Below are 20,548 nucleotides of genomic sequence, written 5' to 3'. Positions count from 1 at the left end.
GTGTCAGGGGCGGTGCGGGCGCCGGGGCGGTGGGAGTGTCCGTGCCGCGGCCGGAGCGTGGCGCCGGTGGCCTGCGGCGGGCGGTGGTCCTGGGCGGTGTGCCGGCCGCGCGGCTCATGGGACCGCCACCGGTGCGGGCCATGCGCGGCGGAACCGGGTGTCGAGCACCCGAGGCCCCGGCACCGCGTCCAGCCAGGACAGGTCCCACCCCGGGTGTGCCGTGTGCACGATCACCAAGTCCCAGGGGAGGGCACCGGGCTCGGGCACGGAGCCCAGGACGACGCCGTCCACCGTGACGGTGGGCACACGGGGATCGCTGTAGGCGACCTCGGCGCCCTGTGCGGCCAGCAGCGCGAGGATGCGGAGCGCCGGACTCTCCCGCACGTCCGACACGCCTTCCTTGTAGGCGACGCCGAGCACCAGGACCCGCGCCCCCGGCACGGCGACCCCGCTGCGCTGCAACGCCTCGGCGGCCAGCCGGGCGACCCGCACCGGCCGGTCCCGCAGGGCCGCCATCGCGGTGCTCAGCACGGGCGCTGCGGTGCTCGCCGCGGGCGCTGCGCCGCTCTGCACCGGCAGTTGCCCCAGCAGGTAGTACGGGTCGCAGGGGATGCAGTGCCCGCCCGCACCCGGACCGGGGAAGAACGGCATGAACCCGTAGGGCTTGCTCGCCGCCGCCTCGATCACCGCCAGGGGTGGCACACCGAGGTGGAGACAGGCGTCGGACAGCTCGTTCGCCAGGGCGATGTTCACGGCGCGGAAGACGTTCTCCCACAGCTTCGCCATCTCCGCGGTCTCCGGATCGGCGACCTGGTGCACGGACGAGGCGGTCGACGCGAGCAGCCGGGCCGCGGCGCGCGAGCTGCGCGGCCCGGCTCCGCCGACGATGCGCGGGGTGTCCTCCTGGCGGTGCCGCTCGTTCCCCGGGTCGATCCGTTCCGGCGCGAAGGCCACCAGCACGTTCTCCTCGGCCACCAGACCCCGGGCCGCCAGCGGCTCCAGCAGCAACGCGCGTGTCGTGCCGACCTGGCTGGTGGAGGTCAGCACGATCAGCTGGTCCGCCACGGCGTGGTCGACCACGCACGCGCACGCCGCCCGCAACGCCGCCGGATCGGGTTCCTGATCGGCCGTCACCGGCGTGGGCACGCAGATGACCACGGCGTCGGCACGCCGCAACGCGCCCGCGTCGGAGGTGAGGAGGAAGCCGTCGCCGATGGCGGCACCGGCCCGGGCGCACGCCAGGGTCGCGTGCTGGTCGGGCAGCAGGTCCACGGCACCCGTGCGGATGTCGTGCAGCCGCTGCGCGCTGCTGTCCAGGCCGATGATCGAGGCGCCGGCGCGCCAGCACCCGAGCGCCGTGGGCAGGCCCACGTACCCCAGGCCGACGACGGCGACCGTCACCCCGCCGAGATCCTGCGCACGGGTCCCCGGAGCAGCCGCACCGGTCACCGGAGCAGCCGCGGCGGCGCGCGGCAACCACCCCACCCGCTTCGTGACGGCGGCCGTGGCGGCAGTGGCCGGCGCGGGCACGGATGCCGACGTGGCCGTGGACCCGCTCCCCGGCGGATGCCCGTCATGCGGTCCCTGCGCCACCTTAGTCACACCCTGATAAGTACGGATTAGTCACACTCCGATGACAACGGGCTCCGGTGTCCGGGTGACCGCGACACGCCGAGCCGGGCCGGTCACGTCACTCGGCGGGAGCCGTCCACCGACCGCTCGGGCCGCATACGCTCGACGGCGTGACGGACACCATCGACACGCTGCTGGCCGGGTACGACGCACAGCTGCGCCGGGCACCTTCGACGCTCCCGGCCGGAGTCAGATGTGAGCGGGACGGGCCGCTCCTGCGCATGGTGGGCCATGCCCGCGGGTTCGTCATCAGCCCGCGCGACCTCGGGCTGAGCGGTGGCGACCTTGACCGGCTCATCGTCCGACAGCGTGACTACTTCGCCGAACGGGGCGAGGCGGTCGACTGGCGGACCCGACGGCATGACACACCGCCGGACCTCGGCGATCGCCTCCAGGCTGCCGGCTTCGTCCCGGGCGGCACGGAGACCGTGCTTCTCGGCCGTGCGGTCGACACCGCGGCAGATCCGGTGCTGCCGGCGGGCGTCGTCCTGCGAAGTGTCGCCGACGAGGCGGACATCCGCCGGATCGCGATGATGGAGGCCGGCGTCTGGGGGATGGGCTGGCGTGAACTCCACGACTTCCTGATCGGACGGATCGCGGCGGCGCCGGACGACATCGTCGTCCTGGTCGCCGAGGCGGACGGCGAGGTCGTCTCCGCCGCATGGCTGGTCCTCAGCCCCGGAAGTGACTTCGCGGGGCTTCGGGGCGGTACGACGGTGCCGGCGTGGCGCGGCCGGGGGATCTACCGGGCCCTCGTGGCGGCCCGGGCCCGGCTGGCCGTGGCACGCGGCATCACGTACCTGCACGTCGACGCGTCACAGGACAGCGCCCCGACCCTCCAGCGCCTGGGATTCCGCGCTGCGACCACCGCCACGTCCCATCTGTGGACGCCGCCCGGTTGCTGACGTACACGCGTGTTTCCGGTGATGCGCGGGCCCCATGCACTCCCGCGCACCCCACGCGCCCTCCCGCGCACCCCACGCCCTCCCACGCGGCCGGAAGCCGCTCCCCCAGAGGCGGGTCGTCTGGTCGTGGCGGTGGCCCGACCGGATACTGGGGCCGGTGACGGTGGTCGCCGATGCGAAAGCGACCGCCGGCCGCACCGTCAACGGCCAGCGATTCGACCGGGAGGTCGCGATGTCCGACCGGGAGGTCGTATGACGTCGAGTGGGGACACGTCTCCGGTTGCTGCGCACCACCCGCAATGCCCCCATGACCGGGCCGGCGCCCTGGCCGCACGGGCTCCGGGCGCCTGGCCGCTGCTGGGGCATCTGCCGCAGTTGTGCGCCCGGCCGCTGTCGTTCCTCGGCGGGCTGCCCCGGTACGGGGACCTGGTCGAGGTACGACTGGGACGGCGGCGCGGCTTCGTGGTCTGCCGCCCCGAGTTGGCCCGCCAGGTGCTGGCCGACGACCGCACCTTCGACCGCGTCGGACCGCTCCACGAGCGGGTCCGTGCGGCGATGGGCAACGGCCTGGCGACCTGTGCGCACGCGGACCACGCCCGGCAGCGCCCGATGGTGCAGCCGGCGTTCCGCCAGGACCGGGTGCGCGCCTACGCGCCGTTGATGCGGCAGGAGATCGCCGCGGTACTCGACGGCTGGCAGGACGGACACGTCGTCGACGTGGTGGACGAGATGTTCTCGCTGACCACCGCGGTCGCGGTGCGCACCCTCTTCTCCCACGGGCTCGACGCCACGTCCGCCCGGGTGCTCCGGGACAGCCTCGACGTCTTCCTGCGCGGCTCGTACGCCCGTGCGCTGCTCCCGAACCTGGACAGACTGCCCTTGCCCGCCAATCGCCGGTACGCCGCCGCCCTCGCGCACTGGCGGGCCGAGGTGAGCCGGATCATCGACCGGCATCGGCGGGCCGGGACCGACGGCTCGGACCTGCTCTCCGCGCTGCTCGCCGCGCGTGACGAGGAGGGGCGTGCCCTGACCGAGCAGGAACTGCACGACCAGGTCGCCGTTCTGGTCCTGGCCGGCGCCGAGACCACCTCCGCAACGCTGGCGTGGGCACTCCACCTGCTGGCCCGGGCACCCGACGAGCGGGCCAGGCTGCATGCCGAGGCGGACACCGTGCTCGCCGGCCGGACGGCCACCTGGGACGACGTGCAACGGCTCGAGCACACCACCCGCGTGGTCCGCGAGACGCTGCGCCTGCTGCCGCCGGCCTGGCTGCTGCCCCGCACGGCGGTGCGGGACACCGAGCTGGCCGGGCGGCGCATCCCCGCCGGCAGCATCGTCGCCTACAGCCCGTACGTCGTGCACCGCCGGTCGGACCTGCACCAGGACGCGGACCGGTTCCGGCCCGACCGGTGGCGACGCGGCGCCGACGGCGCCACGCAGGTACCCCGGGGCAGTTTCCTGGCCTTCGGGTCGGGCTCGACCCGGTGCCTCGGAGAGGGCTTCGCCCTCACGGAGGCCGTGCTGGCGCTGGCGTCCATCGCCGCCCGCTGGGAGCTGGTGCCGGTGAAGGGAAAGGTTCGGGCGGCACCCCGCAGCGTGCTCTGCCCGCGCACCCTGCCCATGCGGTTGCACCGCCGCACCGGCCGCCCGGCTCAGTCGCCCGCGTCCACCTCGGAGGCGTAGGCGAGCAGGTGCCCGAACCTCAGCCAGGGGAACAGGTACGCGTTCAACGGCGCGTATCCCGGTCGTACCAGCCGGCTGATGCCGCGGACCGTGCCGGCCAGCGCGATCCGCGTCGAGTGGTCCAGGTGACCGCGGTCGGTGAGATACGCGCAGGCACAGGCGTCGAGACGGGCGCGCAGGTCGTCGAGCCGGCGTAGCCGGCCATCGCCGGCGAGCGTGTCGTCACGTGAAGCGCCGACGAGCGTCTCGTCAAGGGAAGCGCCGACGAGCGTCTCGTCAGGAGTGCGGTGCGACCTGAGCAGGATGTGGTGCTGGGCCACGGCCGCCAGCAGGCCCAGCCGGGCGGGCGGCTCCGTGCCCGGCCAACGCGGTTCGTGCACGCGGGCCGAGTCGGCGTGCCGAGGGCTGCGCCGCCCGGCGGCCTTCTCCGCACGGCGGACGGCGACGAAGGCAGCCCGTTCCACGAGCCAGACCGACCGGCTCCGCTCCAGCGCGTCGACGGCTCGTACCAGCGCCGCGGGGTCCCTCCAGAAGTCCGGGGACGGATCCGCCGTCGCCTCCAGGTAGGCGTAGGTCGCGTGGAACCCGAGCGGGCAGTACTGCCCCACGGCATGCCGCAGCGCCCTGTGCCGCTGAGCGGCCGACAAACCCTCGTCACGCACCCGACGCACGTAGGTCCCGAAGCCCATCCGGCGACGTTACCGAGGTGGGCGCCGCCGGGCGCTGCATTTCCGCGTGGTCCGGTGTTCGAGGACAGCGGCGAGGACAGCGGGGCCGGCAGGACCGCAAGGGCGTTCGACCTTGCGGGCCGCGGCCCGTTCTCCGGTCGTCTTTAAACATCGTTTCTCCTGGCAGCGGGTGGAGAGACGCATCAGCACGGAGGCGTCGGCACGGGCGCTCCCTCGGGAGTCCGGCACGGGAGTGCAGCGCGGGGTGCGGCGCTGGAGCGCAGCTCCGAGTTCTATGGAAGTGATCGAGGAACGCATCGACGGCAGACGGAGGCGACGTGGCTGACGCAGCGAGCGGCAAGCCCACAGGACGGCACGAAGCGACCGGCCCCCGCAGCGGCCGGCCCGCCCCGGACGCACCGGCCGGGCACGACCGGCGCCTCACCCCGAGCCGGCGGAGCCTCCTCGCGGCGGCGCTGCCGGCCACGTTCGGCGCGACCGGCCTGCTCCTCACCGGGTGCGGTGAGAAGGGCGGTGAGACGAGTTCGTCGGGCGCCAAGGCGGGCGACTCTCCCGGACCGGGTTCCTCCGCACACCCTCGCTCGCCCTCCGCCTCCCCGTCGCCGACGCACACCAGGCGACCGCCGGAACTGCCGCGCGGCGGGCGCACGCTGTTCCCCGTGCACCGGCTCTTCGGCTACTGCGGACTGCCGGGGGCCGGCGCGCTCGGCCGGCTCGGCACGGGCGATCTCGAGCAGCGGGCCGACGAGATAGAGAAGCGGGCCCACGAGTTCGCCGACGGACGCGAGCCCCTCCCGGTGTTCGAACTGCTCGCCACGGTCGCCAACGCCAGCCCGGGCCCGGGCGGCACCTACCGCACGCGGACGCCGTCCGACACCATCGAGCGCTTCCACGACCTCGCGCGCAAACACCACGCGATGCTCCTGCTGAACGTCCAGCCCGGCAGGGCCTCCGTGCTCGACGAGGTCAAGGCGCTGCACAAGTGGCTCGTACACGCCGACGTCGGCGTGGCGCTCGACCCGGAGTGGGAGATGGGCCCTGGCGAGGTGCCGGGCAACACCTACGGGCACACCGACGGCGGCGAACTCAACGACGTCGCCCACTACCTGTCGGACCTCGTCGACGACCACGACCTGCCCGAGAAGCCGCTGGTCTTCCACCAGGTCGCCATGTCCGTGGTCGGCGACCGGGGCTCCCTGCGGGCGCATCCCGGCGTCGTCCCCATCATGAGCGCGGACGGCATCGGCTCACCTGGCCTGAAGCGGGCGACCTGGCACCAGCTCGTCCGTGGCCTGCCCGACTGCCTGCACACCGGCTTCAAGCTGTTCTATGACGAGGACACCCGGGGCGGCACCCGCCTGATGTCCCCGAAGGACGTGCTGGCCCTCAAGCCCCAGCCGGAGTACCTGATGTACGAGTAGGAACGAGGAGGAACAAGTAGGCACGAGTGGGGCGAGGTGGGGGAACGCCGGCAGAGGAATCACGGAAGCCCCGGGAGCCACGGGGGCCCCGGGAGCCAGCGAAGCTACGCCCCCAGGATCGCCGCGACCACCGCGCCGGACGAGCGCATCACGTCGGCGACGAAACGCAGCCGCCGCACCCCGAGACGGCGTAGGGCCGAGCCGTGGTCCACGACGACGACGAGGCCGGCGCCGAGCAGCAGCAGGCGCCAGCCGGCCATCACCGGTCGGCGCAGCGGCCGGGGCAGTTCGCTCAGGGACGCGTGCAGACGCTCGCAGTGGAAGGGCACATGGCGCTGCTCGTCGGCCAGGATCCGGGCCGCCACCTCCGAGGTGAGCGCATCACCGCTGCCGTCCCGCAACGCCCGGTAGTAACGGAGCGCCACCACCTCGGCCAGCATCAGGATCAGCAGCTCCGTGCGCAGGTCGAGCAGCCGGCGCAACCACACGAAGGCGCTGTCGCTCCAGTGCCCGGCGATCGTCGGCATGTCGCCCGCTGCCAGGAGCCGGCCGAGCAGCCGGGCGTGGTTCTGCTCCTCGGCCACGAACAACCGCACCGCCTCGGCGTAGTCGCCGTCGCCGGCCGCGTCCGCCTTGCCGATGAGGTGCGCCCCGTCCCCGTCCTCGCCCACCTGGAACCGCTGCACGCTGGCCCACACGACCGTGTCCAGGGACGCCCCCTTGTCCCACGGCGGATCGCCCTCGTCCGCCCTGCGCTCCCGCTCCACCCGGAACCGTCGCGTCCACTCGACGTATCCGCTGCCGTCCACACTGCCGTTCACACTGACATCCACACTGCCTCCCACCCCTGCGGCCACGCTCGACACCGTCGACACCGTAGAGAGCACGAGGCCGTGAAGGGTTCCCGTGCGGCAGCTGACCGGAGCATCATCGACGACGGCGAGAGGAGGGCCCTCACAGACGGGCCCTCACAGACGGGTCCCCACGGGCGGGTCCCCGCTGACGGACCCCGCACGGATCCCCACCGACGATTGGCCCCGGCCTTGGAACAGACCGTCACCGACCAACTCCCCGACGGCGGCGGCACGAGTGCGCCTCCGTCGCGCGCCTGGCGGTACGCCGCGCTGGCGGTGCCGGTACTGGTGGTCCTGGCGGGTGTGCTGGGCGCCGTGTTCCTCAGGCTCTCCGACGACCACCTGCACCACGAGTCACACGCCTGCCGGTGGATACCGCTGCCGTGGACGATCTGGGCCACCAGCTACGGCGGGCTCGTGGCCGCACTCCTGGCCATCGCGCTGTACACCGTCCTTGGCCGGCACGCACGTGCGTGCGGCCGGGGCGGGCAGGAGAAGGAGACGTGGCAGGGCCGGCTGGCAGGCGCGTTCGCGGTGTTGGCCGGCCTGGCGGCAGTGGCACTGGTGCTCGCCGTGTTCCTCGTCCATCTCGACTCCCACGACATCGCGACCCATCGGGACCAGCCGATGTGCGAGGGACTGCGGGCCTGAGTTCGCCGGCGCCGGCCTGACCGGCCGCGGCGGGCGTGCGGTGCGGCCCGCCGCGGCCGGTGCCGGTTTCCTCAGGCGGTCAGAAGGGTCAGACCGAAGTGGCTGAGGATCGGGTTGATCGGCTGGTAGAAGGTCGTTCCTCCGCTCGTGCAGTCACCCGAACCGCCCGAGGTGACGCCCTGCGCCTGGTCACCGCTGATGTAGGAGCCGCCCGAGTCGCCGGGCTCCGCGCAGACCGAGGTCTGGGTCATCGAGTAGACCGCTCCCTGGCTGTAGTTGACGGTGACGTTCTTCGCCTGGACGGCACCGCAGTGCCAGTGCGAGGTGGATCCGGAACGGCAGATCGACGCGCCGATCGGCGCCTCGGCCGAACCGTGGACCAGCTGGTCGGAGACCGTTCCCCAGCCGAGCACGACGGCGACCGTCCACCAGCCGCTGCCCACGTTCACCCAGGACCAGTCGTTGCCCGGGAACGTCGACCCCTGGATGTTGCCGATGTACGAGCCGTCCCAGCCGCTCACCGACTGGCCCGCCTGGCCGCAGTGGCCGGCCGACACGAAGCCGCCGACCACGGAGAAGCCGATGGAGCAGCGGACGTTGCCGGTGTACCAGGGGTCTCCGCCCACGGTTCCGGCCGCGAACGTCCGCGGCGCCTCGGCAGTCTCCACCACGTGGACGGGGCCGGCGGCGCGACTCTGCGACAGGAACGTCCGGACATCGTTGTCACTCTGGTGACCGGCGACGACGTCGACCACGACCTGGTTCGTCCGGGGATCGACCCGCCAGCTGCTCACGCCCGCGGGGGCGTGCAGCCGGTCGATCCTGCGCTTGACCGCATCGAGTTCGCGCGCGCTGTGCTCGACCAGCCGGACCGTCGCCCCGGTGGCCCGCACGGACGCGGCCTTGTCCCGGTCGGCCACGGCAACGGTCAAGGTGCCGCTGTCCGGGTTGAACCAGGAACCGGCGTACGCGGCCCCGGCCGCCTTGTGCGCCTTGCCCTCGATCGCGGTGGCCTTGTGCTCGGCGGTCAGACGGGCGACGGCCTGCGTCTTCGTCAGGCCGAGGTCCTTCTGCATCGCGCTGAGCAGGGCGGCGGACGCCGGCGCCGAGGCGGAGGTGGACTGGGAGGTGGAGGCGGAAGTGGGGACTGCGGGGGCGGCGGACGCCGTCGGCAACCCGGTGACCGCTACACCACCGAGCACAAGGAGGGCGGACAGGCCTGCACCTATCAGGGATCTACGTCGCAACGTAAGTCACCTTTCTGCGTTCCAGCGTTGTGGGGGTGGAACAGGGGAGCGTTTTGAAAGCGCTCTCAGATGACGCTCGGATCGAGAACGATAGCGGAGGGTCACTGAAAGGTCCATGCCAATGACCGGCCAATGCGAGAGATCCTTGCGGGAGATCCTCCCGGTGACGGCGTTCCCGTGGGCCGCTGTTACTCTGCGTACTCATGGTGGGAGACAACGGTTCGAGCGGCGCCGACGGGTCGGTCGATGCGTTGTACGCCCGTATTCAGGCCGCCGCGGCGGGCACGCCCTACCGGTTGTGCCGGACGGAGCCGGGATTCGACCTGATCGTGGACGTCGACGTCCCGCAGTGGCAGGAGCTGTTGACCCGCCGCCGGATCAACCAGGTGTACACGTACCGCGTCGCGCTGCACCCGGAGAAGAAGACCTACACGTTGACGGATGTCGTCCACACCGTCGAGTACGAGGTGGGCCCGGGCGGGGTGCGGTTGGGGACGGGGGTGGCCATGGGGCGCAGCCTGTCCAGGACTTCGTACCGCACGATGGACGGCACCGAGCAGTACACCTTCTCGACCGCGGAGGGCCACCGGCTGATCCGGGACGCGGCACGCGCGCTGGGCTGGCGCGAGACGCAGCCCGCCAGCGTCAAGGTCGCCCTGGGCTTCGGGATCCTGGGCGGCCTCGGAGCGGTCGCCACGCTGATCGCCCTCGCGATCGTCAACTGGCTCTGAGGCACCGTAAGGCCAAAGGCGCAGCAGCGTGCACCGACGGGGGACGGGGGACGGGGATGGGGATGGGAAGCTTCCGGCGGATGGCGATGACGGCTGCCGCGGGGATGGCCGTGCTGGTGGTGGGCGGCTGCGGGTCGTCCGGCACGCCGGACGGCCCCGGCTCGAGCGGCGGGAGCACGGGAGGCTCGACCAGCTCGCGTACGGCCGGTTCGGATGCGGCCGGTTCGGATGCGGCCGGTGGACGGTACGTCGCGGTCGACAGCCCCGTGATGGCCTTCAGGCTGCACCTGACGGCGGACGAGAAGCTGGATCACTCGCAGTCGCATGCGTCGGCGTCCGGCTCCCCCTCGGCGGGAGCCACCTCATCCGACCCGAGCACCAGCCCTGATGCCACGCCCACGGGGCCCTCTGCCCCACCCGACTGTGACGAGTCGTCTCCGGCCAACTCGCCGGCGGACTGGGCGAACCTGGAACGGAACGGGGACTACCTGGCAACGTTCGAGGTGGACCCGCCGCGTTGCGGGACCAGCCCGCCCACGTCGGGCAACGGGCGCCGCCCGCTGTTCCACTCCACCGCGGACCTGACGAAGGACCAGCTCTCCCAGGCGCACCGCTTCTCGATCGGCTCCGGCACGGTGGTCACCTTCGAGCAGCCGTATTTCGAGTGCACCCAGTCCTGCAAGCACTGGAGCGAACCGGTGGCCCTCGTCATGCCGGACACCCCGGCCGACCGGGCCTACCCGACCCTCGTGATCCGCTCGGACAGGGCAGCGCTGGACCGGGCGGACCTGGAAGACCTGGTCAAGCACCGGTTGTCACTGCCGGCGCCGCGGTCACCCTCACAGACCCCGTCTTCGTCCTAGACGATGCTGCCGGTCGTCGCCCGCGCGCGCCGATCATTCTTCGGCCGCCGTCCCGCGGCAGGCTCGTGTCAGGCTCGCGTCAGCCGATCTGTTCGGCCAGGGCGACGATGATGCCCGCGGGGCCGCGGAGGTAGCAGAGCCGGAAGATGCTCTCGTACTGGGCCACGTCGCCGAGGAGTTCGGCGCCGTGGGTGCGCAGCCGGGCGATGGTGTCGTCGATGTCGTCGACAGCGAACATGACGCGGTGCAGGCCCAGCGTGTTGGGCGGCGGGTCCCCCGAGTCGGCGCCGACCGCCGTGGGGGCGTGGTACTTGGCCAGTTCCAGCTTGCCGTGGCCGTCCGGGGTCCGCATCATCGCGATCTCGCTGCGGATGCCGTCGAGTCCGACGGTGCGGTCCGCCCAGCGGCCTTCGATCTGCGCCCTGCCTTCCAGCTCCATGCCGAGCTCGGTGAAGAAGGCGACGGCGGCGTCAAGGTCGTCGACGACGATGCCGACGTTGTCCATCCGGTGAACGGCCATGCCTCCCAGCATACGATCGTGCCTCGCCGCTGACGATCAAGCGGTACGGGAGCCGGAGAGGAACCCGGAGCGGGAAGGCGGAACCCGGAGCGGGAAGGCGGAACCCGGAGCGGGAAGGGGGAAGGCGGAAGGGGGAAGGGGAACGGGAAGGGGGCCGTTCACCGCTTTGCCGGACGGCGGGGGCTGCCGGCGGGCGGCACGTGTGCGTCGGAAGCGGTCAGGGGGACCTGTTCGAGGCGTGGGCGTCCCTGCGCGAGATAGCGGTCGAGTTCGGGCGGCCGATAGGACGCGTCCTCGTCGTGGCGTGCGTGGGCGGATTCCGAGAGGTATTCGCACCCGTCGAGGCCCCCTGAGGCGTCCGCGGGCTCTCCCATGGGCCGGTGCCACGGCCGGCTCAGCAGGTAGAACCCGGAACGCGAGTCGTGCATCGTGCCCCTGCCGTCGGGCCGCACGCGAAAGCCGATGTCGGTTTGCGGGATCATGACGTGCGGCCCGGTTGCGCTGAGGAGCTCGGGGTCGAACTCCAGCCCGTGGCGGCGGGCCTGGCGAACCATCCACAGCAGGGTGATGTCGGACAGCGCCGTCTCCTGGTAGCCGCCGCCGACGTCGCAGTGCACTCCGGCGAACCACACCTGCTTCAGTTCCTGGCCGGCCTCGGCCGCACCGGGCTGCTGGTGCCAGAGCGTCGGGATGAACGGCTCGCGCTGCTCGTCGATGGCCAGCGCGTGGAAGGCCCCCTTCACCCGGCTGCTCAGCTCGGTGTCGTGGAACGCCCACCGACGGTTGACCGAGGCCACGACCGGTTTGAGCCATCCCGGACCCGGAACCGGGATGCCGAGGGCTCCGACCGTGTCCCACACCCCGATGAAGCGGATCCCCGGCTCGTGCGCATACGTCTGGCGGAACAGGGTGGCGGCCGTGCCTGTCGGTTTCTCGATCCGGTTGCGGTACAGGGCCCACGCCTCCTTGATCCGATGGGCGTGCTCCCGGCGCAGGATGCCGGAGTTGCGCACCAGACCGGCCAGACTGCGGGCGGTGAAGGCCCCCCGGCTGAACCCGAACAGGTACAGCTGGTCGCCGGGCTCGTAGGCGTCGATGAGGAAGCGGTAGGCGTCCATGATGTTCCTGGACAACCCCGCGCCGAAGGCGCCGCCGCCCAGCCGCTCCCATCGGCGTGTGCCGACACCGCTGCCGTAGTACACGCGCTGCCCCACGCCGTCGGCCTGCGGTCGAACGGCCAGGGCGATCTTGGTGACGTTCGTCATGCTGGGCTGGTCGGCGAAGTTCCACGTGCCGTCACAGCAGACGACCAGATTCTTGGCCATGGCAGCCACCTCCGGGGAGGAATAGCAACCGCACATCAACGATGCCGTCGCCCGGGTCCGTCCCGCGCGTCCGTGTGCGCCGCGGCCCGCCGGCCCAGAGCTGCTTCGATGCTCGCACCACTTCGCGGACCTCGCCATTCGCGCGGCCCTTCGGCATTCGTGCGGCCCTTCGGCCCCGGGTCAGGGTTGTGCCGGCAGGCTCGCGCAGGTGGAGGTGGCGGGCTTGCCGGAGAGACGGTCCTTCAGCCAGGAGACGGCATTGCCCTGGTCGGTCAGCAGCGGGCCGAAATGGTTGAGCAGGGCGCTGCCGACATCGGGCAGGACGACCCCCTCGTACGTGACGTCGGCGCCCTTGCCGCACCAGTCGACGGCGAGCCGGCGGGCCTGCGCATGCGGGACGAGGTCGTCGCTGACCCCGGTCGCCACCCGGACCGGGCCGGCCGGCTTCCTCGTGCCGATGCGCTGGCTGTTCAGGAAGTCCTCAAGAGCGGGGGTGGCGGCGATGATGTCGCTGAGGGACTCTCCGTCGGTCGTCCAGCCGGTGCTCTTCGCATAGCCGTAACGGAGGATGGCGTCGCCGACGCACATGGTCGACAGGTCGGTGAGGGCCGCCTTCCCGGCGTCGTTCATGTGCGCGTCGGCGATGGGCTTCAGGTCCGGGTCGGACTGGAGGAAGCCGTTGAGGGACCAGCCGAGCGCACCGGCCAGTTCGCTGCCGTCGATGCCTTTGGTGACCGCGAGCAGGTCGGCCGGGGGTGCCCCGCTGTAGGTCCCGGCGAGCGTGACGTCGGGGGCGTAGGAGGGCTGGAGTTCGGCCGCCGCCGCGGTCGCCCCGCCGCCCTGGCTGTAGCCGAAGAGGCCCACCGGCGAGTCGGCGGCCACCGACGCCCCGTTCACCGAACGAGCCGCACGCACCGCGTCCAGCACGGCGTGCGCCTCGTCGACGCGGTTGACGTAGGTGTGCAGCCGGTCGGTGCCGCCCAGGCCGACGTAGTCGGTGACGACGACCGCCACTCCGGATGCCAGCAGCCGGTAGATCGCCAGGTCCTCGTAGCCGACCGACACCGTGCGGCCGTTGAGGAACAGCGGGTGTTCGAGGCCCATGGACGCGGCGCACTGGTCGCCCTGCCCCATCGTGCCGGGCGCCAGCGCGACCAGCGGGCGCGGCCCACCGCCCCGCCAGGCGGCCGCCGGCTCGATGTAGGCCCCGGTCACCGCCGCGGGCCGGCCGTTGGAATCGGTGGTCCGGTACATCAGACGGGTTGCCCGCCCGGGCAGCGGCCCGGGAAGAGCGGGCAGGCTCAGGGCCAGCGGAAGAGCCTCGGTGCGCACGAGGGCGCCGTTGGCCGCGGGCAACGTGTCGGGCGGGGTGTAGAAGGCGGGGATGGCGACGCCTCGGGACACCTCCGTGTCCTGTGCCGTGGCGTCCTGTGCCGTGGCGTCCTGTGCCGTGGAGGCGGTGGCCGCGAGCGTCTGGGCGCCGACACAGGCCGTGGCGAGGGCCAGCGTGGCGAACAGCCGATGGCGTGCGGGCATGGCGAACCTCCTGGGGGAACGGTGCCGCGGAAGGGTCGCTCGGACCTTACTTACCGGTAAGTTACCGGTGGTAGTACCCGGGGAATCACGGTTTGGCAATATCGCGCGGGCTCGGCGATCGTGTGCGGGCCGGCGATCGCGCGCGGGCTCGGCGATCGCGTGCCGGCTTGGTGGCCCCGCGCGGGCCTGGCGACTTCGCGGACTTGGTGGCTTGCGGCTCCTCAGGTTCGCGCCCGCTCCCGTTGCCGCAGTTCGATGATGGCGGCCACCGCTTTCAGCCAGCGGGCCGTCGACTCGTCCGTGCCGATGCCACCTGCGAGGGAGGCCGCGGCCTCGAGCCACGGGCGGACCGTCGCCGCCGCTTCGGGATGCGGCAAGGGCGCGGGGAGTTCGACGGCGGCGGCGAGACCGGCGGCGCGCACCGTCTCGGCGAGGAAGGCGACCGAGCGGGGCTGGGTGCCGAGCCGGTCGAGGACGACGGCCGCGCCCACGGCCCCGTCGCCGTAGAGGGCGGTGCGCAGCGGGCTGGGCTGCTCGGCGGTCAGGCCGTAACGCAGCAGCATGGGAACGTCCAGCTCGGCCAGTTCCGCGTCGCTGCGGTCGGGGGGTGTGGGACGGGCAGGGTGGGTGGGGCTCATGCGGTGCCTCGGATCAGCGGACGGTGACGGTGTAGGTGATCCGCTCGGGAGTGGCGGGCCGGTAGGCGGAGGGAGAAGGCGGCGCCGGGGTCGGGGAGTTCGGCTGGCCGGTGCAGGTGTGCACGGGGCAGTCCAGCAGGACGATTTTGGCGTGGCCGACGCCGGTCGCCTTGAAGGTGAACGTGTGCGTGCCGCCACCGCCGATCAGGTCCTTGGAGTCGTCGTCCGCGTCGTACCGGTCGCTCACGCCGCGCACCACCGAGCCGTCGGGCTTCGGCGCGGCGACGTACCACTCTTCGCCGGTGCTGGGGTTCTCGTCGACGGTGAGCGTGAACGTCTCGCCCACCTCCGCGCTGATCCTGGTCTCGGAGGTCGAGTAGCTGTGCGGCGAGTCCGCCCCGCACCCGGTGGCCAGGGGGAGCAGCGCGACGGCGGCAGCGACGGCGGCGAGGGGCACGAGCCGCCCCTTTCCGGTGCGCGCCACCGACCGGTCGCCTCCGGTGCGCGCCACCGACCGGTCGCGGGATGTTCCTGCCCGGTCGCGGGACGCCCCCGCCCTACTGCGGGAGGAAGACGGTGTCGGCATTCGGGAGCCTGCTGTCGGAGGCCTTGTCCATGTGTCCATTGATGAAGTCGTCCTCAGTGACCCAGGTCGTGGTGCCCCAGGAGTTGTAGATCTCCAGCCTGTCCCCTTCCTGGCCGATGATCATCATGGCGTGTCCCTCGTCGGCGTCGCCCCTGACGTCCACCGGTACCGGGCGGCCTTCTGCCACCGCCCTCTCGATGTCGGGTAGGACGTCGCGGCGGGCATCGGCGTCGTCGAGGTCCTGCTTGGCGTAGTCGTCGCCGGTGGCCGACCCGATGGTGGAGTCCGCGATGTGCTCCTGGCCCTCGGTGTCCATGCCGTCCCAGTCGTCCCCGCCGTCCCCCTCCTCGTGCAGCCTGTGCTGCTCGGCGATCAGCCGCTTCCGGAAGGTCGCCGGGTCGTCCTCCTGCCCGGAGGGGCCGCCGGTCAGGTTCAGGGCGTACAGGGGATCGGCCATCGCGCGGGCGGTGACGGTGGAGGACGCCACGCAGGTCCCCTCCTGGCCGTCTCCACCCTGGGTCCAGCCCTGCCCGTCGAAGTCCACGTTGGTCGTGACACCCGTGCTGTCCGTCTGCATGACCACAGGTGACAAGTGCCGTTGCAGCCACGCGCGGTCCTTGCCGTGGATCTTCCCGTCGAACGTCTCGATGTCGTGGACGCTGTGGCCCGCCGCGAGCGACTTCATCAGGTAGGCGCGTTCCTGCGGGGTGCCGGCCCGGGCCAGCATCCGCTCCATGGCGGCCTCGTCCTGGTCGCTGAGCTGATCCATCCGCTGGCCGGCCCGTTCCAGGTCGTTCGCGGTGAGGATCTCGTTCAGCTCCGGATCGCCGCCGCCGGTGCTGGTGTCGGCGAGCATGAGCCGGTCGGCCGCCGTGATGTCGCCGGTCACCATCTTGCCCGCGCGGGCCTCTGCGGCCCACTTGTCCAGGTCCCGGGCGGCCGCGCGGGCGGCGTCGTCGGCGGTGACGGCCGCCTGGTGCACCAGGTCGACGCCGGTGGAGGCGACCGAGCGGGCCCGTAGCCGGGCCTCCTCCTCGTCGTCCTTCTCCACCAGGTCGTCGAACCAGCCGTCTCGGTCGCCGAGCATGGTGCGCGCCTTGCGCAGCGCGGCCCGGCCGTCACTGTCCTTCTTCTTGGCGTCGCCGAGTGCGTCGGCCAACTGCAACAGTGCCTTGGCGCCGCCCCGGAACGCCTCCACCATCTGCGTGGCGTCCCGCTGGGCGGCCAGGACCACCTGGGAGGCAAGCACCCTGGTGTCGCCGACCCACGCCTGCGGCAGGCCCTGCTTGGCCACCTTGCCGATCCGCTTGCCGAGCCGCTCGGCATCGTCGACCTGGTCGCTGTAGCGCTTGTGGAGCGACTCCAGAGTCGCGACATCACCCACCGGCGCGCAGACGCCGAGGGCGTCGTCGATCGCGTCGAGCAGGTCGTTCTTGCTGCCCGCCGACGAGATCTGATCGCAGAGATCGGCGAGCTTGCGGCGGCGGTCGGTGGTGGACTCGACGTCGGACACGGCGGCCCCTCAGTACGTCCCCAGCGCCGAGGGACGCTGGGGGGACGTGGTGGAGCGCTGCCCGTCCGGCACGTGCACACCGTTGGTCCGCTTCTCCACCACATGGTCGCTGCCGTGGTAGGAACCCTTGGCCAGGTGCACCTTGTCGGCCAGTTCGTGCAGGGCGTCTCGCAACGTGTGGGCCTCGGCCTCCCACCCGGCGGCGAACCTGTCGAAAGCCGGTGCGGAGTCGGAACCACCGAGGGCGTCCGACGCGTAGCACGCGGTCGGGCGGATGGCGTTGCGGATCCTGTCCGCGTCGTCGCCACACCCGTCAAGTTCCGTGGCCTGCCCGGACAATCCGGCATGCGAAACCCGGTAACCGCCCCCCGTACCCAATGCTTCTCCCCGTTCCGTCGCCACACCCAATCAAGGCAGCCGGGAAAGTAGCACGGCGCCCTGGGCGAAGCGCCCGTCTGTGCGGAGGCCGACACAAGGCCCGCACAGGATGCGCGTTATGGGGGGCGGCGAGCGCCGCTGGGCCGGGCACTCACTCGGCCGACCAACCCGGCGTGAGCGGCGGGTTGGGCGATGACCGGGTTGGGTGATGACGGAGACGTGGGAGCGTTCCGCTTCGGCCGAGCTTGGCTTCTGGGGGTTGGGCTTGGGCTTGTGGTTGGAGGCGGGGCTGGGCAGGACACCGCCGTCCCCCGATCCTGCGCTGCCATGTAGCCCGTCCCGCTGTCAGACGCCGGTCGTTGACGGGCAGACCGGTGCTGTCATCGCGCGAGGCGCGATCTCGCGGTTCTTCTCCCCGCCCGCGAAGCGTTCCACCGTGCCTGCAACCGGATCCGCTCCCACGCGGCCTTCCCGGCGTCGTTCCACCCGCCGCCCTGCGCGTATCTCACGCCCCCGGACCATCACCGACACCCAGCCACGGTCAGGCAAACCATTCCGACATCATCCGATCAAGTTCGGTAATAACGTCGGGCTCTGCTTGGAAGATTACGGACGGCCGCCAGAATGGAGGACGGGCAGTGTCATCCCGTACCGTCCGGAGCACGCCGGCTGAAGGACCGGCAGTGGCTGTGGTCCAGGCACTGCCGGCGGTCACGCCCACCGGTCGAGGCGGTCACGCCGACCGGTCGAGATGGCATCTCGTGGCGTATGTGAGCAGGTCGGCGAAGCGGAGCCAGGGGATCAGGTAGCCGTTCAGAGGGGCGTACCCGGGTGCAGGAGAGCGCGAACCGATCGCGCCGTGGCGGTCAGGGTTTCCTGAGTTGCCTCGTCCGGGTGGCCGAGGCGTTCGAGGTAGGTGGAGGCGCAGGCGTCGAGGTCGGAGTGCAGTTTGGCCAGATGTGGTGTCAGGGCGTCGCTGTAGAGCGTGCCGTCGGGATAGGGGAGTCGCCGGAACCACGTGCGCCGGTTCGCCACGGCGGCGACCAGGCCGAGACGGGCGGGTGCGGTTTCGCCGGGCCAGCAGGGGCGGCGCAGGTGCACGGTCTGTGAGGGGTGTGGCGTGCGCTGGCCGGCCGCTTTGCCGGCGCGACGGACGGTGGCGAAGGCGTCCACCTGCTCCAGCCAGGTCGAGCGGCTCACCTCCAGGATGTCGAGCGCGCGCAGCAGTGCCGCTGGATCCCGCCGCATGTCGGGAAGAGGACGTGCCGTCGCGGCGAGATAGGCCCACGTCGCGTTGAAGCCGAGTGGGCAGTAACGCTCGACGGCGCACCTCAGCGCGGTGTGCCGTCGAGCAAGAGGCAGGTGACCGTCCCGGACCCTGCGGGCGTGGGTTCCGAAGCTCACCCGGAGACGTCAGCCCCGAGCGGGCGCAACCCCGATCGGACAGGACACCCCCGTCCCCCCGATCCCGCAGTAGCCCCACGGGTTCTTGTCCAGGTACTGCTGGTGGTAGCTCTCCGCCGGATAGAACGGGTTGTCGGTGGCGGGGAGGAGTTCCGTGGTGATGGTGCCGTGGCCGGAGGCGGTCAGGACGCGCTGGTAGTCGGCCTGGGAGGCCTGCGCGGCGGCGGCCTGGGCGGGGGTGTGGGTGTAGATCGCCGAGCGGTACTGGGTGCCGACGTCGTTGCCCTGGCGGAAGCCCTGGGTGGGGTCGTGGGCCTCCCAGAAGGTCTTCAGGAGGGTCTCGTACGAGACCTTGGCCGGGTCGTAGACCACGCGGACCGCTTCCGTGTGGCCGGTGAGGCCGCTGCAGAGCTCGTCGTACGTCGGGTTCTCGGTCTGGCCGCCCTGGTAGCCGACCAGGGTCGTCCAGACACCGTCGGTCTGCCAGAAGGCGCGCTCGGCGCCCCAGAAGCAGCCCAGGCCGAAGTCGGCGATCTCCAGGCCGTCGGGGTAGGGGCCCGTCAGCGGGGTGCCGAGGACGGTGTGGCGGTCGCGCACGGTGAAGGCCGGCTCCGAGCGGCCCGGCAGGGCCTCGCCGGGAGCGGGCAGGGTCGGGGTTCGGCCGAAGAACATCGCTTCTCCTCAGACACGGGGGACGTGACTGTCAACGTCCGACGGAGGCGATGGATTCCCGGTCGGCGCCGACCCACGTCGGGGCCAGACGCCGGTCGCCCTGGGAGGGCTCGCCCTGGGCCTGGCCCGGGGACGGGGACGGGGACGAGGTGCCGTGTCGCCTCAGCGCGGCAACGTCGCCGGGCTGCCGCCGTTGGCCTCGTAGCCGGCGACCGCGAGGGCGCGGTAGACGGCGTACTCGGCCGCCGGGTCCTCGGAGAGGGTCCAGGGGAGGGCGCCCACGTGGCCGTCTATACGGACCAGCTGGTGCATGGCCTCGCCCCAGCGCTCGCTGCGCACCAGGAAGAACACCAGCATGTGGCGGACGTGCGCGAGCATCGGATCGTGCGCGGGCGCGGAGTGCACCGCGTAGAGCGCCCCTTCCACGGCCTTGGTGACGACCTCGCTCTGGTAGAACGACCTCACCAGGTTGACCTCGGGCAGGTGCTCGTAGACCGCGAAGAGGGGGAGCGCGCAGAGCAGCGAACCCCGCGGGGCGCGAGCGGCGGCGGCTTCGGTGAAGACGTACGCGAGCTCGCGCGAGCCGTGCCACTTCTCGCACCAGTAGTGCAGGGCTGCCAGATGCGCCCCTATGTGCGACGGCGCGCGGTCCAGGACCTTCAGCCAGAGCTGCTCGAACTTCTCGCGGGGATAGTCGAGTCCGCGCGCCACGGAGAGCTCGATGATGTACGGCACCGGGTCGCCGGGGGCGAGCAGCGCGGCCTCCGCGCAGGCCTCCCTGGCTTCCTCCAGGATGATCCGGAACTCGTCCGTGCCGTACGCCGCTGAGCGCCAGGCCTGCTGGACGAGGAACTCCGCATGCACGGCCGCGCCGCCGGCGTCCTTGGGCGCCTCGGCCCGCCACACCCGCAGCCACTGCCCGCCGGGCGTCTCGCTGACGCCGCCGGGCCGCTGCTGGAGCTCCAGCGACGCGGCACCCGCGAAGGCCTGGACGCGCTGCCAGCGCACCTCCCCGGCGGTCTCCGTGCCGGTCAGCAGCTGGGCGGCGGCGTGCCAGTCCTGGGTGCGCTGCACGAGGTCGAGGACGTCCATCAGGTCCTCGTCCGGGCCCGGCACGCGGACGTCGAGCTCTTCCTGGCGAACGAAGTCGTAGTGCGCAGGATCGGCCGCGTCCGGTGCGCCGGGATGGGTCAGGCTGATTCCGCCGCCTCTGCGCAGGAGAAGCGGCCCGAGAACCGCTCCCAGCAGGACCACAGCCATCAGGGCCCAGAGAATGTCCATGCCCCAAGCGAACCAGACG

At 72.1% G+C, this 20,548-nt stretch carries 20 protein-coding genes and 1 pseudogene; 6 read left to right on the top strand and 15 right to left on the bottom strand.

Annotated elements, in window-relative coordinates; all coding sequences use genetic code 11:
• Positions 1-114 precede the first annotated feature (114 nt).
• Positions 115-1,401 (bottom strand): nucleotide sugar dehydrogenase, encoded by a 1,287-nt coding sequence (locus NQO67_RS19270; RefSeq protein WP_255951280.1) that lies wholly within the window; start codon positions 1,399-1,401, stop codon positions 115-117.
• A gap of 341 nt (positions 1,402-1,742) precedes the next feature.
• On the opposite strand from NQO67_RS19270, the gene NQO67_RS19265 reads away from it, so the two are divergent.
• Positions 1,743-2,537 (top strand): GNAT family N-acetyltransferase, encoded by a 795-nt coding sequence (locus NQO67_RS19265; protein ID WP_255951279.1) that lies wholly within the window; start codon positions 1,743-1,745, stop codon positions 2,535-2,537.
• A gap of 252 nt (positions 2,538-2,789) precedes the next feature.
• Positions 2,790-4,220: a cytochrome P450 gene (locus tag NQO67_RS19260; protein ID WP_255951278.1), complete on the top strand. Its 1,431-nt coding sequence runs from the start codon at positions 2,790-2,792 to the stop codon at positions 4,218-4,220.
• Here the strand turns inward: NQO67_RS19260 and NQO67_RS19255 are convergent.
• Complete coding sequence (locus NQO67_RS19255) at positions 4,190-4,909, bottom strand: hypothetical protein (RefSeq protein WP_255951277.1); 720 nt, start codon at positions 4,907-4,909, stop codon at positions 4,190-4,192. The two genes, NQO67_RS19260 and NQO67_RS19255, sit on opposite strands and share 31 nt — an antisense overlap.
• 317 nt (positions 4,910-5,226) lie before the next feature.
• On the opposite strand from NQO67_RS19255, the gene NQO67_RS19250 reads away from it, so the two are divergent.
• Entirely contained in the window at positions 5,227-6,330 is a 1,104-nt protein-coding gene (locus NQO67_RS19250; RefSeq protein ID WP_255951276.1) for a hypothetical protein, read from the top strand.
• Positions 6,331-6,434: 104 nt separating this feature from the next.
• Here NQO67_RS19250 and NQO67_RS19245 read toward each other — a convergent pair whose 3' ends face one another.
• Positions 6,435-7,151, bottom strand: coding sequence for a ferritin-like domain-containing protein (locus NQO67_RS19245; protein ID WP_374119032.1), 717 nt, complete (start codon positions 7,149-7,151; stop codon positions 6,435-6,437).
• Positions 7,152-7,373: 222 nt separating this feature from the next.
• Here NQO67_RS19245 and NQO67_RS19240 point away from each other — a divergent pair, with 222 nt between their 5' ends.
• A complete protein-coding gene (locus NQO67_RS19240) occupies positions 7,374-7,835 on the top strand; it encodes a hypothetical protein (RefSeq protein ID WP_255951275.1) in 462 nt (153 codons plus the stop codon).
• A gap of 71 nt (positions 7,836-7,906) precedes the next feature.
• Here NQO67_RS19240 and NQO67_RS19235 read toward each other — a convergent pair whose 3' ends face one another.
• Entirely contained in the window at positions 7,907-9,067 is a 1,161-nt protein-coding gene (locus NQO67_RS19235; protein WP_374119034.1) for a S1 family peptidase, read from the bottom strand.
• A gap of 218 nt (positions 9,068-9,285) precedes the next feature.
• Between NQO67_RS19235 and NQO67_RS19230 the strand changes: the two genes are divergently transcribed.
• Both NQO67_RS19230 and NQO67_RS19225 read left to right on the top strand, forming a co-directional pair.
• On the top strand, positions 9,286-9,813 hold the full coding sequence (locus tag NQO67_RS19230; RefSeq protein WP_255951273.1) for a hypothetical protein: 528 nt from the start codon (positions 9,286-9,288) through the stop codon (positions 9,811-9,813).
• 62 nt (positions 9,814-9,875) lie between these two features.
• Positions 9,876-10,676: a hypothetical protein gene (locus tag NQO67_RS19225; protein WP_255951272.1), complete on the top strand. Its 801-nt coding sequence runs from the start codon at positions 9,876-9,878 to the stop codon at positions 10,674-10,676.
• 79 nt (positions 10,677-10,755) lie between these two features.
• On the opposite strand, the gene NQO67_RS19220 is transcribed toward NQO67_RS19225, so the two are convergent.
• The 11 genes and pseudogenes from NQO67_RS19220 to NQO67_RS19175 all read right to left on the bottom strand — a co-directional run bounded on the left by NQO67_RS19220 (position 10,756) and on the right by NQO67_RS19175 (position 20,529).
• The gene (locus NQO67_RS19220) at positions 10,756-11,196 is read right to left on the bottom strand and encodes a VOC family protein (RefSeq protein ID WP_255951271.1); all 441 of its coding nucleotides are present in this window, start codon (positions 11,194-11,196) and stop codon (positions 10,756-10,758) included.
• A 158-nt stretch (positions 11,197-11,354) separates the two neighbouring features.
• Positions 11,355-12,521 carry a T6SS phospholipase effector Tle1-like catalytic domain-containing protein gene (locus NQO67_RS19215; protein WP_255951270.1) on the bottom strand — a complete coding sequence of 389 codons (1,167 nt, stop codon included), beginning with the start codon at positions 12,519-12,521 and terminating at the stop codon, positions 11,355-11,357.
• 180 nt (positions 12,522-12,701) lie between these two features.
• Positions 12,702-14,057: a lipase family protein gene (locus NQO67_RS19210; RefSeq protein ID WP_255951269.1), complete on the bottom strand. Its 1,356-nt coding sequence runs from the start codon at positions 14,055-14,057 to the stop codon at positions 12,702-12,704.
• Positions 14,058-14,278: 221 nt separating this feature from the next.
• Positions 14,279-14,695, bottom strand: a complete 417-nt coding sequence (locus tag NQO67_RS19205) for a hypothetical protein (RefSeq protein WP_255951268.1) — start codon at positions 14,693-14,695, stop codon at positions 14,279-14,281.
• A 13-nt stretch (positions 14,696-14,708) separates the two neighbouring features.
• Positions 14,709-15,152 carry a protease inhibitor I42 family protein gene (locus tag NQO67_RS19200; RefSeq protein ID WP_255951267.1) on the bottom strand — a complete coding sequence of 148 codons (444 nt, stop codon included), beginning with the start codon at positions 15,150-15,152 and terminating at the stop codon, positions 14,709-14,711.
• Positions 15,153-15,252: 100 nt separating this feature from the next.
• Positions 15,253-16,794: a peptidoglycan-binding protein gene (locus tag NQO67_RS19195; protein WP_255951266.1), complete on the bottom strand. Its 1,542-nt coding sequence runs from the start codon at positions 16,792-16,794 to the stop codon at positions 15,253-15,255.
• A gap of 9 nt (positions 16,795-16,803) precedes the next feature.
• Positions 16,804-17,133: a hypothetical protein gene (locus NQO67_RS19190; RefSeq protein WP_255951265.1), complete on the bottom strand. Its 330-nt coding sequence runs from the start codon at positions 17,131-17,133 to the stop codon at positions 16,804-16,806.
• Positions 17,134-17,565: 432 nt separating this feature from the next.
• Positions 17,566-17,681, bottom strand: a pseudogene (locus NQO67_RS44800) (IS630 family transposase); the annotation flags it as partial.
• 304 nt (positions 17,682-17,985) lie between these two features.
• On the bottom strand, positions 17,986-18,576 hold the full coding sequence (locus NQO67_RS19185; protein WP_255951264.1) for a hypothetical protein: 591 nt from the start codon (positions 18,574-18,576) through the stop codon (positions 17,986-17,988).
• Between the two features lie 9 nt (positions 18,577-18,585).
• Positions 18,586-19,248, bottom strand: coding sequence for a peptide-methionine (S)-S-oxide reductase MsrA (gene msrA, locus NQO67_RS19180; protein WP_255951263.1), 663 nt, complete (start codon positions 19,246-19,248; stop codon positions 18,586-18,588).
• A 162-nt stretch (positions 19,249-19,410) separates the two neighbouring features.
• Positions 19,411-20,529, bottom strand: a complete 1,119-nt coding sequence (locus NQO67_RS19175) for a hypothetical protein (protein WP_255951262.1) — start codon at positions 20,527-20,529, stop codon at positions 19,411-19,413.
• Positions 20,530-20,548: the final 19 nt, after the last annotated feature.

Origin of the sequence: Streptomyces odontomachi (assembly GCF_024435355.1) — a bacterium.
GTDB lineage: Bacteria > Actinomycetota > Actinomycetes > Streptomycetales > Streptomycetaceae > Streptomyces > Streptomyces odontomachi.
Note: the sequence above shows the minus strand (reverse complement) of the source record. Positions and strands in the feature narration are given on the sequence as shown.

Excerpts from the sequence above, each read along its gene's own strand:
- NQO67_RS19260 (WP_255951278.1), top strand. The coding sequence starts at position 2,790 with ATGACGTCGAGTGGGGACACGTCTCCGGTTGCTGCGCACCACCCGCAA.
- NQO67_RS19255 (WP_255951277.1), bottom strand. The coding sequence starts at position 4,909 with ATGGGCTTCGGGACCTACGTGCGTCGGGTGCGTGACGAGGGTTTGTCG.
- NQO67_RS19230 (WP_255951273.1), top strand. The coding sequence starts at position 9,286 with ATGGTGGGAGACAACGGTTCGAGCGGCGCCGACGGGTCGGTCGATGCG.
- NQO67_RS19225 (WP_255951272.1), top strand. The coding sequence starts at position 9,876 with ATGGGAAGCTTCCGGCGGATGGCGATGACGGCTGCCGCGGGGATGGCC.
- NQO67_RS19220 (WP_255951271.1), bottom strand. The coding sequence starts at position 11,196 with ATGGCCGTTCACCGGATGGACAACGTCGGCATCGTCGTCGACGACCTT.
- NQO67_RS19215 (WP_255951270.1), bottom strand. The coding sequence starts at position 12,521 with ATGGCCAAGAATCTGGTCGTCTGCTGTGACGGCACGTGGAACTTCGCC.
- NQO67_RS19210 (WP_255951269.1), bottom strand. The coding sequence starts at position 14,057 with ATGCCCGCACGCCATCGGCTGTTCGCCACGCTGGCCCTCGCCACGGCC.
- NQO67_RS19205 (WP_255951268.1), bottom strand. The coding sequence starts at position 14,695 with ATGAGCCCCACCCACCCTGCCCGTCCCACACCCCCCGACCGCAGCGAC.
- msrA (WP_255951263.1), bottom strand. The coding sequence starts at position 19,248 with ATGTTCTTCGGCCGAACCCCGACCCTGCCCGCTCCCGGCGAGGCCCTG.
- NQO67_RS19175 (WP_255951262.1), bottom strand. The coding sequence starts at position 20,529 with ATGGACATTCTCTGGGCCCTGATGGCTGTGGTCCTGCTGGGAGCGGTT.